At 66.3% G+C, this 12,761-nt stretch carries 14 protein-coding genes; 12 read left to right on the forward strand and 2 right to left on the reverse strand.

Annotated elements, in window-relative coordinates:
- Positions 1-11 precede the first annotated feature (11 nt).
- From H9Q09_RS11300 to urtD, 8 genes are all read left to right on the forward strand, one after another.
- Positions 12-1,652, forward strand: coding sequence for a formylmethanofuran dehydrogenase subunit A (locus H9Q09_RS11300; RefSeq protein WP_187391114.1), 1,641 nt, complete (start codon positions 12-14; stop codon positions 1,650-1,652).
- The gene (gene fhcD / locus H9Q09_RS11305; RefSeq protein ID WP_246716110.1) at positions 1,640-2,575 is read left to right on the forward strand and encodes a formylmethanofuran--tetrahydromethanopterin N-formyltransferase; all 936 of its coding nucleotides are present in this window, start codon (positions 1,640-1,642) and stop codon (positions 2,573-2,575) included. The genes H9Q09_RS11300 and fhcD overlap by 13 nt, the downstream gene beginning before the upstream one ends.
- Entirely contained in the window at positions 2,572-3,381 is an 810-nt protein-coding gene (locus H9Q09_RS11310) for a formylmethanofuran dehydrogenase subunit C (protein ID WP_187391115.1), read from the forward strand. Before fhcD ends, H9Q09_RS11310 begins: the two co-directional genes overlap by 4 nt.
- Before the next feature lie 168 nt (positions 3,382-3,549).
- Positions 3,550-3,756 (forward strand): hypothetical protein, encoded by a 207-nt coding sequence (locus H9Q09_RS11315; protein ID WP_187391116.1) that lies wholly within the window; start codon positions 3,550-3,552, stop codon positions 3,754-3,756.
- A gap of 247 nt (positions 3,757-4,003) precedes the next feature.
- Entirely contained in the window at positions 4,004-5,317 is a 1,314-nt protein-coding gene (gene urtA, locus H9Q09_RS11320; protein ID WP_024349741.1) for an urea ABC transporter substrate-binding protein, read from the forward strand.
- 93 nt (positions 5,318-5,410) lie between these two features.
- Complete coding sequence (gene urtB, locus H9Q09_RS11325; protein ID WP_029702849.1) at positions 5,411-7,057, forward strand: urea ABC transporter permease subunit UrtB; 1,647 nt, start codon at positions 5,411-5,413, stop codon at positions 7,055-7,057.
- The gene (gene urtC, locus H9Q09_RS11330; protein ID WP_187391117.1) at positions 7,054-8,217 is read left to right on the forward strand and encodes an urea ABC transporter permease subunit UrtC; all 1,164 of its coding nucleotides are present in this window, start codon (positions 7,054-7,056) and stop codon (positions 8,215-8,217) included. The genes urtB and urtC overlap by 4 nt, the downstream gene beginning before the upstream one ends.
- Positions 8,218-8,219: 2 nt before the next feature.
- Positions 8,220-9,131, forward strand: a complete 912-nt coding sequence (urtD, locus tag H9Q09_RS11335; RefSeq protein WP_246716111.1) for an urea ABC transporter ATP-binding protein UrtD — start codon at positions 8,220-8,222, stop codon at positions 9,129-9,131.
- On the opposite strand, the gene H9Q09_RS11340 is transcribed toward urtD, so the two are convergent.
- Entirely contained in the window at positions 9,132-9,389 is a 258-nt protein-coding gene (locus tag H9Q09_RS11340; protein ID WP_187391118.1) for a hypothetical protein, read from the reverse strand.
- Positions 9,390-9,456: 67 nt separating this feature from the next.
- Between H9Q09_RS11340 and urtE the strand changes: the two genes are divergently transcribed.
- The 4 genes from urtE to H9Q09_RS11360 all read left to right on the forward strand — a co-directional run bounded on the left by urtE (position 9,457) and on the right by H9Q09_RS11360 (position 12,097).
- Positions 9,457-10,152, forward strand: a complete 696-nt coding sequence (urtE, locus tag H9Q09_RS11345; RefSeq protein WP_024349745.1) for an urea ABC transporter ATP-binding subunit UrtE — start codon at positions 9,457-9,459, stop codon at positions 10,150-10,152.
- Between the two features lie 129 nt (positions 10,153-10,281).
- Complete coding sequence (locus H9Q09_RS11350; RefSeq protein ID WP_187391119.1) at positions 10,282-10,737, forward strand: YbjN domain-containing protein; 456 nt, start codon at positions 10,282-10,284, stop codon at positions 10,735-10,737.
- 192 nt (positions 10,738-10,929) lie between these two features.
- Positions 10,930-11,772, forward strand: a complete 843-nt coding sequence (locus H9Q09_RS11355) for an urease accessory protein UreD (protein WP_024349747.1) — start codon at positions 10,930-10,932, stop codon at positions 11,770-11,772.
- A 22-nt stretch (positions 11,773-11,794) separates the two neighbouring features.
- Positions 11,795-12,097, forward strand: coding sequence for an urease subunit gamma (locus H9Q09_RS11360; RefSeq protein WP_009210852.1), 303 nt, complete (start codon positions 11,795-11,797; stop codon positions 12,095-12,097).
- 45 nt (positions 12,098-12,142) lie between these two features.
- Here H9Q09_RS11360 and H9Q09_RS11365 read toward each other — a convergent pair whose 3' ends face one another.
- The gene (locus tag H9Q09_RS11365; RefSeq protein WP_024349748.1) at positions 12,143-12,406 is read right to left on the reverse strand and encodes a hypothetical protein; all 264 of its coding nucleotides are present in this window, start codon (positions 12,404-12,406) and stop codon (positions 12,143-12,145) included.
- Positions 12,407-12,761 lie beyond the last annotated feature (355 nt).

Below are 12,761 nucleotides of genomic sequence, written 5' to 3' on the forward strand. Positions count from 1 at the left end.
GGGGCGTCTGCATGCTGACGCATTTGAAGAACGGCCATGTCGTCGACCCGGCCAACGACCGGGACGTGGTAGGGGATCTGTATCTCGCCGACGGCGTTGTCGTCGATGCGCCAACGGACGGTCGCCGGCCCAACGAGACGATCGACTGCAAGGGGCTGATCGTCATGGCGGGCGCCATCGACATTCATTCCCACATCGCCAGCGGGCACGTGAACACGGCGCGGCTGCTGCTGCCGGAATATCACCGGGCCTTCCAGTCGCGGCCGGGGGCGACCGGCCTGTCCAAGGTCGGCTGGACCACCGAGGAAACCGGCCTGCGCTACGCCGAAATGGGCTTCACCACCGTGGTCGAGCCCGCCATGGCGCCGTCCTCGGCGCTGCATTCCCATCTCGAACTCGCCGACATCCCGATCATCGACAAGGCAACTCTCGTCGTCCTCGGCAATGACGATTTCCTGATGGCGATGATCCGCGACGGCGAGAGCGAGAGCGCCATCGCCGACTATGTCGCCTGGACCGTCTCGGCGTCGCGGGCACTCGGCGTCAAATGCATCAATGCCGGCGGCTCCGCGGCCTTCAAGGAGAATGTCCGCAAGTTCGACTTCGACGACATCGTGCCCGATTACGGCGTCTCGTCGCGCAAGATCGTCAAGACGCTGCAGGGCGCCGTGAACGGGCTCGGCATCCCGCATCCGCTGCATGTTCATTGCAACAATCTCGGCGTGCCAGGCGATTCCGCCTCGTCGGCCGAGGCGACCATCGGCGCGGCCGAGGGCCTGCCGATGCATCTCGCCCACATCCAGTTCTACGGCTACGGCACCGAGGGCAAGCGCGGCTTTTCCTCGGTCGGGCAGCGGCTGGCGGACCTCGTCAACCGGACGCCGGAGGTCACCGTCGATATCGGCCAGGTGATGTTCGGCCAGACCGTGACGATCTCCTCGGACGAGATGCGCCAGTTCGCCGGCCGGCCGCAGGCCAGCCCCGGCAAGACGATCATCTTCGACCACGAGGCCAATGGCGGCGGCGTGGTGCCGATGGAATACAAGCAGAAGAGCTTCTTCAACGCGCTGCAATGGGCGATCGGGCTGGAGCTGTTCCTCCTGATCGAGGACCCGTCGCAGGTGTTCTTCACCACCGACCATCCCAATGGCGCGCCGTTCACCAGCTACCCGGACATCTTCGCGCTGCTGATGGACCGCGGCGTTCGTCAGCTCTGGCTCGACGCGCTGCCGAAATCGGTGGTGCGGATGACCAGCCTGCCGGAGATCGCCCGCGAATACACCTTGCGGGAGATCGCGACGATGACCCGCGCCGCCCCGGCCCGCCTGCTCGGCACGTCCGATCGCGGGCATTTGGGGGCAGGGGCCGTGGGCGACGTGGCGATCTACCGTCCGGGCCACGACAAGGCCGAGATGTTCGGGCGTGCGGCCTATGTCTTCAAGGACGGGACGCTGGTCGTGAAGGACGGCACCGTCGTCAACCGCACCAAGGGCCGCACGCTGACGGTCCGGCCAGAGGCGGACAAGGCGATGGCCAGGCGCCTCGACCGCTATTTCGACGAACGCTTCGGTCTGCCGTCGCGCTGGTTCGAGGTGCCGGACTTTGCCATCGGCCAAGAGGATCCGTTCAAGGTGATGCCATGCCGGACGTGACACAGGACGCGCCGTCCACGGCGATGACCCGCAATGGCGTCATCATCGACGACACCTTCGCCGAAGCGTTTCCGATGAGCGGAACGGCCATCCAGGTCACCGCCGATTCCGAAAAATGGGCGATGGAGGCAGCGCGCTCCTTCACCGGCTTTGCCACCTCGGTGATCGCCTGCGGCTGCGAGGCCGGCATCGACCGCGTCGTGCCGCCGAGCGAGACCCGCGACGGCCGGCCGGGCGTGCGCATTCTCCTGTTTTCGATGGACAAGGACGGGCTCGCCAAGCAGCTCGGCACGCGGCTCGGCCAGTGCATTCTCACCAGCCCGTCCTCGGCCTGCTACGCCGATTTCGACAGCGAGACGCAGATCGATCTCGGCTCGGCCATCCGCTATTTCGCCGACGGCTGGCAGATATCGAAGAAATTCGCCGGCCGGCATTTCTGGCGCATGCCGGTGATGGAGGGCGAATTTCTCTGCGAGGCGACGACCGGCATGACCGGCGACGGTGTCGGCGGCGGCAATCTCCTGTTCATGGCCCGCACCGGCGCACAGGCGCTGGCGGCAGCCGAGGCGGCACTCGCGGCGATGCGTGCGGTGCCCGGCGCGATCATGCCGTTTCCCGGCGGGATCGTGCGCTCCGGCTCCAAGGTCGGCGGCAAGTACAAGGGCATGATGGCCTCCACCAACGATGCCTATTGCCCGACCCTGAAGGGCGTCACCCCATCGGCTCTGACGCCCGATATCGGTTCGGTGCTGGAGATCGTCATCGACGGCCTGTCGAAGGAGGCGGTCGCCGATGCCATGCGCGCCGGGCTGAAGGCGGCGGTCGATCTCGGACCCGACAAGGGCGCCCTGCGGATCGGCGCCGGCAATTACGGCGGCAATCTCGGACCGCATCACTTCCATCTGAAGGAGCTGGCGCCATGAGCGGGCTCACCTTCCGCAAGCGGGCCGAACCGGATCAGCGCATCGACCTGTCGGCCCTGATCCCGTCGCGCCTTGCCGGCCTCACCACGACCCAGATCGCCTCGCTGCCGATCGGCACGACCCGCTGGCTGGTCACCGTCGGCGACCTTTTCGACGTGTCGGGCGACGATCCGGAGCGATTGCGCTTCGAGGGTGGCTCGCTCCGCTTCGACCGGATCGGCGAAGGGCTCGATGGCGGCGAGATCCATGTCGAGGGCGACGCCGGCTGGCGGGCCGGCCGGGTGATGAGCGCCGGACGGCTGACAGTGACGGGCTCGGCCGGCGGCTTCGCCGGTTCGGCCATGAGCGGCGGTGAACTGCGCATCGAGGGCGATGCCGGCCACTTTCTCGGCGGTCCGCTGGCCGGCGAGATGGCGGGCATGTCGGGTGGGACGATCCGCGTCGGCGGCGCGGCCGGCGAACGGGCGGCCGATCGCATGCGGCGCGGCACCATCGTCGTCGCGGGCGCGCTCGGCGCCAATGCCGCCAGCCGGATGATCGCCGGCACGCTGATCGCCGGCGGCCGCGCCGCGGGCGCGCCCGGCCGCATGATGAAGCGCGGCACGCTGATCCTGCCCGGCGGGGTCGAGCGCCTGTCGCCGACCTTCCTCGACAACGGCCCGGCCGACCTTCTGATCCTGAGGCTGATGGCCCGGGATATCGCCGCGGGACCCGCCGGTCCGGTGCCCTTCGATGGCGCCCCCATGCGCCGGTTCGGCGGCGACACGGCGGTGCTCGGCATGGGCGAGATCTTCCTGCCGTTGTAAGACGGCGAGACTGCACAATTGCCATGCGACACGGCGCCACCGCTCTGCTGACTTGCCGGAGGGCGCCGCTAGTTCTGCAGCCGGATGCAGCATCGCTGCGTATGTGAAGAGCGTATCCCAGTTCGACCGGGCACCGTCGGATCCCCCAGGAAGGAAACGGCCGAGACGATGATTGACCTGATTTTGACCGTCTGCATGGTGAGCGCCCCGTCGAACTGCCGGGAAGAGCGGCTGACCTATCAGAGCCGCGGCTCGCTGGCGCAATGCATGATGCTGTCGACGCCCTATGTCGCGGCCTGGGCCGGCGATCATCCGCAATGGACGATCAAGAGCTGGAAGTGCCACTGGCCGGAAGATCGCAAGGAAGCGATCTGAGCGGACAGCGCATCAGATCTCGTCTGCTGCCGCGCTGCTCACTGCGGTGAAAAACTAGGCACTGAACAAAATACAGGCAGATTTGATCTGACCCAGGGTCAGGCTTGTCGCTCGACCGGTGGCTTCACCTGCCGGATGGCCGCGTTCCCCGCCTGTCCTTCGCGCATCACCAGTCTGGCACGGGGATTGCTCCCTATGTGACCGGAGCCCGTCGCTGAGAGCGGGACCTGTCAACTGGAGAGCGTGAATGACATCACCTATCAATTGGCTTCGTGGCGCCGTCGCCGCGACCGCGATGAGCGGCGTCGCACTGACCGGTGCCGTGGCGCAGGACGCGCCGTCCGGCGATCCGATCAAGGTCGGCATCCTGCATTCGCTGTCGGGCACGATGGCGATTTCCGAGACCACCCTGAAGGACGCCATGCTGATGCTCATCGAGGAGCAGAACGCCAAGGGCGGTCTGCTCGGGCGTCCGCTCGAAGGTGTCGTGGTCGATCCGGCCTCCGACTGGCCGCTCTTCGCCGAGAAAATGCGCGACCTCGTCTCGGCCCAGGACGTGGCGGCGGTGTTCTGCTGCTGGACCTCGGTGTCGCGCAAGTCGATCCTGCCGGTGGCCGAAGAGCTCAACACGGTCGTCTTCTACCCGGTCCAGTACGAAGGTGAAGAATCCTCGCGCAACATCTTCTACACCGGTGCCGCGCCCAACCAGCAGGCGATCCCCGCCGTCGACTATCTGATGGAGGAAGGCGTCGAGCGCTGGGTGCTGGAAGGCACCGACTACGTCTATCCGCGCACCACCAACAAGATCCTCGAGCAGTATCTCAAGGACAAGGGCGTCGCCGCCGAGGACATCAAGGTCAACTACACGCCCTTCGGCTTCTCCGACTGGCAGACCGAGGTGTCGGCCATCAAGGAATTCGGTTCGACCGGCAAGAAGACCGCCGTCGTCTCGACCGTGAACGGCGATGCCAACGTGCCGTTCTACAAGGAGCTCGCCAACCAGGGCATCGCCGCGACCGACATTCCGGTCGTCGCCTTCTCCGTCGGCGAGGAAGAACTGGCCGGCATCGACACCGGCCCGCTGGTCGGCCATCTGGCCGCCTGGAACTACTTCCAGTCGGTCGATACGCCGGAGAATGCCGAGTTCATCGAGAAGTGGAAGACCTTCATCGGTGACGACAAGCGGGTCACCAATGACCCGATGGAAGCTCACTATATCGGCTTCAACATGTGGGTGAAGGCGGTCGAGGCCGCCGGCACGACCGAGGCCGACGCGGTCATCGCCGCCTTGCCGGGCGTCGAGGTGCCGAACCTCACCGGCGGCATGTCCACCATGCTGGCCAACCACCACATCACCAAGCCCGTGCTGATCGGCGAGATCAACGACGAGGGCCAGTTCGACATCGTCTCGGAGACCGAGGAACTGGTGCCGGGCGACGCCTGGTCCGACTTCCTGCCGGAATCCAAGAAGCTGACCGCCGACTGGACCGACCCGATCAACTGCGGGAACTACAACACCGAGACCGAGACCTGCGGCGGCGCTTCGGCGGAAGCCAAGTAACCGGGTCTGACACCTTCGTCCTCCCAAGACGAACCCGGCGGGGGCGGTCCCAGGCGACCGTCCCCGTCCCCAGCGGCCCTCAGGTGGGATGTGATGCAACAGTTCTTCGAGCGATGCCGGACCGGTCTCATGCTGGTCGCGGGTCTCCTGCTGGCGGCCGGACTTCTGGCAGCGCAGCCAGCGTGGGCGCAGGGCGCCGACCCGGCCACGATCGTCCAGAAATTCGGCGGCAAGCAGAGCTTCAGCGAGACAGAGGCGGTGATCGCGGAAGCGGCGGCCAGCGGCGATGCCGCCCTGGCGCCCGCCCTCAAGGCCCTGCGTGACGGCGACCTCTACTGGCGCAAGAGCGACGAGGCCGTCTTCGTCGGCGCGGCGCGCGGCGACGAGATGGTCCTCACCGATCCGATCACCGGCGAGGCTGCCGGTATAGTCGCCAAGGCGGACGTCACCAAGGTCCGCATCAAGAATTCGATCCGCAACGCGGTCACCGCCGCCCTCGGCACCCTGACCCTGCGCGCCGCCGATCCGGCCCAGCGGCTGCGGGCCGCCAGCACTGTGTTTTCCGACGCCGACCCCGAGATGATTGCCCCGCTGGAAGCGGCGATTGCCGCCGAGACCGACGCCGGCGTCCTGGCCCGGCTGGAAGAGGCGCGCGCTGCCGCGATCCTCGCCTCCGACCGTCCGGCCGCCGAGAAGGCCGAGGCCGCCAAGGCGCTGCAGACGCGCGGCGACCGCGAGGCGCTGAACATGCTGCGCATCTTCGCCGATGCCACCGACGATCCGGTGGCCCGCGAGGCGGCGCGCGAATCCATCGCCGGCATCGAGGCCAACATCGCCTTCTGGAACCAGATGCAGAATGTCTGGTACGGCCTGTCGCTCGGCTCGGTGCTGCTGCTCGCGGCCATCGGGCTGGCCATCACCTTCGGTGTGATGGGCGTCATCAACATGGCCCATGGCGAGATGGTCATGCTGGGCGCCTACACGACCTTCGTGGTGCAGGAGGCGATCCGCGGTTCGGCGCCCTGGCTGTTTCCCTGGTCGCTGACCATCGCCCTGCCGCTGGCCTTCCTCGTCTCCGGCTTCGTCGGTCTCGTCATGGAGCGCGGCCTGATCCGCTTTCTCTACGGCCGGCCGCTGGAAACGCTGCTGGCGACCTTCGGCGTCTCGCTGATCCTGCAGCAGGCGGTGCGCACCGTCTTCGGCCCGACCAACCGCGAGGTCGGCAATCCCGACTGGATGTCCGGCGCCTTCGATGTCGGGCTGATGTCGATCACCTGGAACCGGCTGTGGATCATCGTCTTCGCGCTGGTCGTCTTCCTGGCGCTGCTCGCCGTCCTCAACCGCACGCCGCTCGGCCTGCAGATGCGCGCCGTCACCCAGAACCGCAAGATGGCCTCGGCCATGGGCATCCGCACCCCCTGGGTCGACGCCATGACCTTCGCACTCGGTTCCGGCATCGCCGGCGTCGCCGGCGTCGCGCTCAGCCAGATCGACAATGTCTCGCCGAGCCTCGGCCAGGGCTACATCATCGACAGCTTCATGGTCGTGGTGTTCGGCGGGGTCGGCAATCTGTGGGGCACGCTGGTCGGGGCGATGAGCCTCGGCGTCCTCAACAAGTTCCTCGAACCCTATGCCGGCGCCGTCCTCGGCAAGATCATCGTGCTCGTCCTGATCATCCTCTTCATCCAGAAACGGCCGCGCGGCCTGTTCGCCCAGAAGGGGAGGTTCGTCGACGCATGATTCTCGCGCGCTTCCTCGGTCCCCGCATCTTCATCCTCGTCGCCGTGATCCTGGCTGCGGCGATCCTCGTGCCGCTGGCCAATCTCTGGCTGCCGGCCAGCCATCCGCTGCATGTGCCGTCCTATGCGGTGCCGCTCTTCGGCAAATATATCTGCTACGCGCTGCTGGCGCTCGCCCTCGATCTGGTCTGGGGCTATGTCGGCATCCTGTCGCTCGGCCATGGCGCCTTCTTCGCCCTCGGCGGCTATGCCATGGGCATGTATCTGATGCGCCAGATCGGCTCGCGCGGGGTCTATGGCGACCCGGTGCTGCCGGACTTCATGGTGTTTCTGAACTGGCAGGAACTGCCCTGGTACTGGTACGGCTTCGACCAGTTCTGGTTCGCCGCGCTGATGGTCGTGCTGGCCCCCGGCATCCTCGCCTTCGTCTTCGGCTATTTCGCCTTCCGCAGCCGCGTCACCGGCGTCTATTTGTCGATCATCACCCAGGCGATGACCTACGCGCTGCTGCTGGCCTTCTTTCGCAACGACATGGGTTTCGGCGGCAATAACGGCCTGACCGACTTCAAGGAGCTGCTCGGCTTCTCGCTGCAGGCCGACACCACCCGCGCCGGCCTCTTTGCGGCGAGCTGCATCGCGCTGGCGGTGGCCGTGGTCATCGTCGGCTGGATCACCCGCTCGCGGCTCGGCAAGCTGATGGTCGCCGTGCGCGACGCCGAAAGCCGTACCCGCTTCATCGGCTGGCGGCCCGAGCATGTGAAGCTCTTCGCCTTCACCGTCTCGGCGGTGATGGCCGGCATTGCCGGCGCCCTCTACGTGCCGCAGGTCGGCATCATCAATCCCGGCGAGTTCGCCCCGGTCAATTCCATCGAGATCGTCGTCTGGGCCGCAGTCGGCGGCCGCGGCACGCTCATCGGCCCGGTGATCGGGGCGCTGCTGGTGAATTTCGGCAAGAGCACCTTCACCGCCATCGCGCCGGAATTCTGGCTCTTCGTCCTCGGCAGCCTGTTCGTCTTCGTCACCCTGTTCCTGCCCCGCGGCATCGTCGGCACCATCGACCATGGCTGGAACGCCTGGCGTGCCCGGCGCGGCGATGCCGACCGCGAAAAGGGCGAGGCGGTCGACAAGACGCCCGTGCCGGCGCCGGGGCCGGCGGAATGACCATGATGGACCAGATGACCGACGCCCCCGACAAGACCATGGCCACGGCAGGCGGGCCGGCCGCGCCTGCCGGCGATGCAGACGTCGCACCGCCGCCGCCGATCGTCTCGCCGCACCCCTATGCCACCCAGCGCGCCGCCCTGCTGGCCGAGCGCGAAGCCCTCGGCCAGGCGCGGCGCGACACGCTGCTCTATCTCGACGGGGTCACCAAGAGCTTCGACGGCTTCAAGGCGATCAACAATCTCTCGCTGGTCATCCAGAAGGGCGAGATGAGGGCGATCATCGGCCCGAACGGCGCCGGCAAGACCACCATGATGGACATCATCACCGGCAAGACCCGGCCCGACGAGGGCGAGGTCTATTTCGCCGGGAATGTCGACCTGACCAAGCAGGACGAGGCCGCGATCGCCAATATGGGCATCGGCCGAAAATTCCAGAAGCCGACCGTCTTCGAGAGCCACACGGTCGCTGACAACATCCGCATGTCGATGGCCGGATCGCGCTCGATCTTCGCCGCGCTCCTACACCGCGACAGTGCCGGCGAGCGCCAGACTGTCGCCGACATTCTGGAGACGACGCGCCTGACCGCCAAGGCGGGCACGCTGGCGGCCGATCTCAGCCATGGCCAGAAGCAGTGGCTGGAGATCGGCATGCTGCTGGCGCAGGATCCCGAACTCCTGCTGGTGGACGAACCGGTGGCCGGCATGACCGACGCCGAGACCGAGGAGACGGCGCGGCTCTTGCGCGAGATCGCCCGCACCCGTTCGGTGGTCGTCGTCGAGCACGACATGCATTTCGTCCGCGCCCTCGACGTCAAGGTCACCTGCCTGCACGAGGGCTCGGTGCTGTCCGAAGGCACGCTCGACCATGTCTCCGCCGATCCGCGTGTCGTCGAGGTGTATCTTGGGCGGTGATTATGCCGACAACTGTTTTAGTTCTTTGATGTACTTCTTCTCCAGGAAAATAATGTCGTCGCCCCACTCAAACACAGAGACATCCTTTGCATCCCAGTCTTCGGGGAGATGGGAAACGAAATCTTGCCAGATTCCCTTTGAGAAGCGTTCTTGGCCGTACCACCGCCGCAACATAAGTTCACGACGAACCTTAACCCAGCCATAGGTGGCCAAGTGGTCGATCGCGTTGAGGATTTCATATTCGTGACGCCGTGCCATTTTGCGCTCCTTATCCAGAATTAGTATCTACAAAATAGAATTAGCGCGCACTAAGTTGGGTGTCAATATGCTGACCGTTTCGAACGTCGATCTCTATTATGGTGCGGCGCAGGCGCTGCGCGGCGTGTCGCTGAATGCCAGGAAGGGCGAGATCACCTGCGTCCTCGGGCGCAACGGCGTCGGCAAGACCTCGCTGCTGCGGGCCATCGTCGGCCAGCAGCCGATTCGCGCCGGCCAGATCGCCCTCGACGGCGACAATCTCGGCCGCGAGGCGCCCTATACGCGGGCCCGACGCGGCATCGGCTTCGTGCCCCAGGGCCGCGAGATCTTCCCGCTTTTGACGGTGAAGGAGAATCTCCAGACCGGCTTCGCGCCGCTGAAGGGTGCCGACCGGACCATCCCCGACCATGTCTTCGAGCTCTTCCCGGTACTCGCCGACATGCTGGGCCGGCGCGGCGGCGACCTGTCCGGCGGCCAGCAGCAGCAACTGGCGATCGGCCGGGCGCTGGTGACGCGGCCGCAGCTTCTCGTCCTCGACGAGCCGACCGAGGGCATCCAGCCGTCGATCATCAAGGATATCGGCCGGGCCATCCGCTATCTGAAGGACCAGTCCGGTCTCGCCATCCTGCTGGTCGAGCAATATCTGGATTTCTGCCGCGAGCTTGCCGATCAGGTCTACATCATGGACCGCGGCGAAATCGTCTTCGACGGCCCCGCCGAAGGCCTCGACGATCCCGAGGTACGCCGGCATCTGACGGTGTGATCCCGATCTCCGCGATGATCGCCCTCGCTTCAGTCTTCCCGAGCGGCATGTTAGAAAGGATGACACGGTCGCGGCCGATGTCTCTCGATCTGCGGCATGTGGTGCGTTCCGCTTTCGGGAGGATACCCAGTGCGCTTCATCGCGACGCTTCTTGCCTGCCTTTGTCTTGCCGGTGCCAGTCAGGCGCAAACGCTGGTCAAGCCCGGCGAGGTCGATCAGATCGTCGACATCGCCCGCGGCTTCGGCTCCGGGACATTGGAAAAGGACGAGACCGAATATGTCCGGGGGCGCATCAATGGCACGCTCTACGTGATCTTCTTCAACGACTGCAATTCCGACAGAAGCGAGTGCCAGAGCCTTCAGTTCTATGCCTCCTGGGACGGCGTCCCTGTCGATCAGGCCGCCATCAACGGCTGGAACCGGGACAAGCGCTTTGCCAAGGCTTATATCGACGCCGAGAACGATCCGGTGCTGGAGATGGACGTCAATCTGCGCCACGGAGTCACCCGCGGCAATCTCGAGGATACGTTCGACTGGTGGCGTCTGTCCCTGAGAGAGTTCAAGTCGGGCATCCTCAAGCTCTAGGGCCACTCGCGGCTTCCGGTGGCCAGCCGTGGGGCTGGAATTCGCGCCCGGTCGCACTCTTGCCGTTCATGCCGGGACCTGCGAGCCTCGCGCCATCTCCACGCATCCCCTCGGACAGATCATCATGAGAGACGCAGCCGGCGCCCCGTCGGATCAAGCCGCTTTGCCGCGCGTCCGCGCCGGCCTGCCCGCATGAGCGCGGTGCGCGACCTGCCGGTGACGGACCAGCCGGTTCCGCGCCGCATGCAGCGCTCGGAAGGGTCGGCGTCGGCGCAGTTCCGCGTCGTCGACAAGCGAACCCGCCTGCAGCGGTTGCACCAGTCCGGCTGCCTCAAGCTGCGGTTTCCGCGGCTGCCGCGCCAGCAGGCCGAGGCGATCCTCATCAACAGTTCGGGCGGCCTAACCGGCGGCGACCGGCTGGCGCAGGATTTCACCGTGGCGGCCGGGGCCGATCTCACCGTCACCACCCAGGCCTGTGAACGCATCTACCGCGCCTCGGGCGGCGATACTGCCCATGTGACGACGCGCGCGACGCTGGAAGCGAAGGCACGGCTCGCCTGGTTGCCGCAGGAAACGATCCTCTTCGATGGCGGCCGGGTGCGACGCACGCTCGAGGTCGAGGCCGCGCCGGATGCGCGCTTTCTCCTGTGCGAATCGCTGATCCTCGGCCGCGAGCTCATGGGCGAGAGCGTGACCGCGGGCCATTTCCACGATCGCTGGCGGGTGCGGCTCGGCGGCCGGCTGGTCTTTGCCGACGACCTGCAGCTGTCCGGTGACATCGCCGCGGCGATGGCGGAGCCCGCCTCGCTCGGCCCGAACCGCGCGCTGGCGACGGTAGTGGCCCATCTGCCCGACGCCGAGGCCCGCCTCGACGGGCTGCGCGCTGCGATCGGCGAAGACGGCGGCGCCAGTCTCGTTGGTGGTCTTCTCGTCGCCCGCATCCGGGCCGCGTCCGGCTTTCATCTGCGCCAGCGGCTCGTGCCGGTGCTTTCGGGTCTGGCGGACGGGCCGTTGCCGCTTGTATGGTCGCTATGACGCATCTGCGAAGGAACCCGGCATGCAACTGACCCCGCGCGAAAAGGACAAGCTGCTCGTCTCGATGGCCGCCATGGTGGCGCGCCGCCGGCTGGAACGCGGCGTGAAGCTGAACCATCCCGAGGCGATCGCGCTGATCACCGATTATGTGGTGGAAGGTGCGCGCGACGGCCGCAGCGTCGCCGACCTGATGGAGGCCGGCGCCCATGTGATCACGCGTGACCAGGTGATGGAGGGGATTGCCGAGATGATCCACGACGTCCAGGTCGAGGCGACCTTTCCCGACGGCACCAAGCTGGTGACGGTGCACGAACCGATCCGCTGATCCGGGCGATCTGCGGCCTGGGGCCTGCGCTACCGGACGCGTTGCCTATCGCCGTTCCGTTGCCGGGGCCTCGGCCAGTGTGTCCGCCTTCGCGGCGGGTTCGAGGGAGGACACGGTGATGTCCGGCTCGTCGGCTGCGACAGCGACGGGCGCGTCTCCGACGAATCGGAACCCCTGTTCGATGACGGAATAATAGGCGGGACCGGTGACGGGACCGATGGTGACAGTGCGGACCATCAGGGGCTGCGCCGGTCCGACGGGACCGAGGAGCAGACCGAGAAACGCCGCGATCAGAAGCGACCTCAGCATGTGAACTCCAACCTGTTGTGCGGTTGCGCGGTCCGATCGTTCGATGCCGGACCTTTGCCTTCTTCCGCAACGTCATTATGCGACGTTTCGTTCCGCGCACCAGCTCTTTTTGCGCAAAGCCGTTAACGCGGAGCCGAGACATAACCCGCGAAAGTTTCACGAGTTCTTGCTGGCGCAACCTTGGTTATCGGTAGGCTTTCCGAAATCCTACAGGCCATCCCGCCGCTCTTCGCATCTGCGAGATCAGCGCCAGAAAGCCTTTGACACCGGTTAAGCCGGCTTCCATGATCGCGCCCGAACCCGCCGTGCCGGACGGCCTTTCGAGGCGGTGCTGGCGGTGGGCTGGACGCGACCC

It is taken from the genome of Aurantimonas sp. DM33-3, assembly GCF_014334315.1.
GTDB lineage: Bacteria > Pseudomonadota > Alphaproteobacteria > Rhizobiales > Rhizobiaceae > Aurantimonas > Aurantimonas coralicida.

Excerpts from the sequence above, each read along its gene's own strand:
- H9Q09_RS11300 (WP_187391114.1), top strand. The coding sequence starts at position 12 with ATGCTGACGCATTTGAAGAACGGCCATGTCGTCGACCCGGCCAACGAC.
- fhcD (WP_246716110.1), top strand. The coding sequence starts at position 1,640 with ATGCCGGACGTGACACAGGACGCGCCGTCCACGGCGATGACCCGCAAT.
- H9Q09_RS11310 (WP_187391115.1), top strand. The coding sequence starts at position 2,572 with ATGAGCGGGCTCACCTTCCGCAAGCGGGCCGAACCGGATCAGCGCATC.
- H9Q09_RS11315 (WP_187391116.1), top strand. The coding sequence starts at position 3,550 with ATGATTGACCTGATTTTGACCGTCTGCATGGTGAGCGCCCCGTCGAAC.
- urtA (WP_024349741.1), top strand. The coding sequence starts at position 4,004 with ATGACATCACCTATCAATTGGCTTCGTGGCGCCGTCGCCGCGACCGCG.
- urtB (WP_029702849.1), top strand. The coding sequence starts at position 5,411 with ATGCAACAGTTCTTCGAGCGATGCCGGACCGGTCTCATGCTGGTCGCG.
- urtC (WP_187391117.1), top strand. The coding sequence starts at position 7,054 with ATGATTCTCGCGCGCTTCCTCGGTCCCCGCATCTTCATCCTCGTCGCC.
- urtD (WP_246716111.1), top strand. The coding sequence starts at position 8,220 with ATGATGGACCAGATGACCGACGCCCCCGACAAGACCATGGCCACGGCA.
- H9Q09_RS11340 (WP_187391118.1), bottom strand. The coding sequence starts at position 9,389 with ATGGCACGGCGTCACGAATATGAAATCCTCAACGCGATCGACCACTTG.
- urtE (WP_024349745.1), top strand. The coding sequence starts at position 9,457 with ATGCTGACCGTTTCGAACGTCGATCTCTATTATGGTGCGGCGCAGGCG.
- H9Q09_RS11355 (WP_024349747.1), top strand. The coding sequence starts at position 10,930 with ATGAGCGCGGTGCGCGACCTGCCGGTGACGGACCAGCCGGTTCCGCGC.
- H9Q09_RS11360 (WP_009210852.1), top strand. The coding sequence starts at position 11,795 with ATGCAACTGACCCCGCGCGAAAAGGACAAGCTGCTCGTCTCGATGGCC.
- H9Q09_RS11365 (WP_024349748.1), bottom strand. The coding sequence starts at position 12,406 with ATGCTGAGGTCGCTTCTGATCGCGGCGTTTCTCGGTCTGCTCCTCGGT.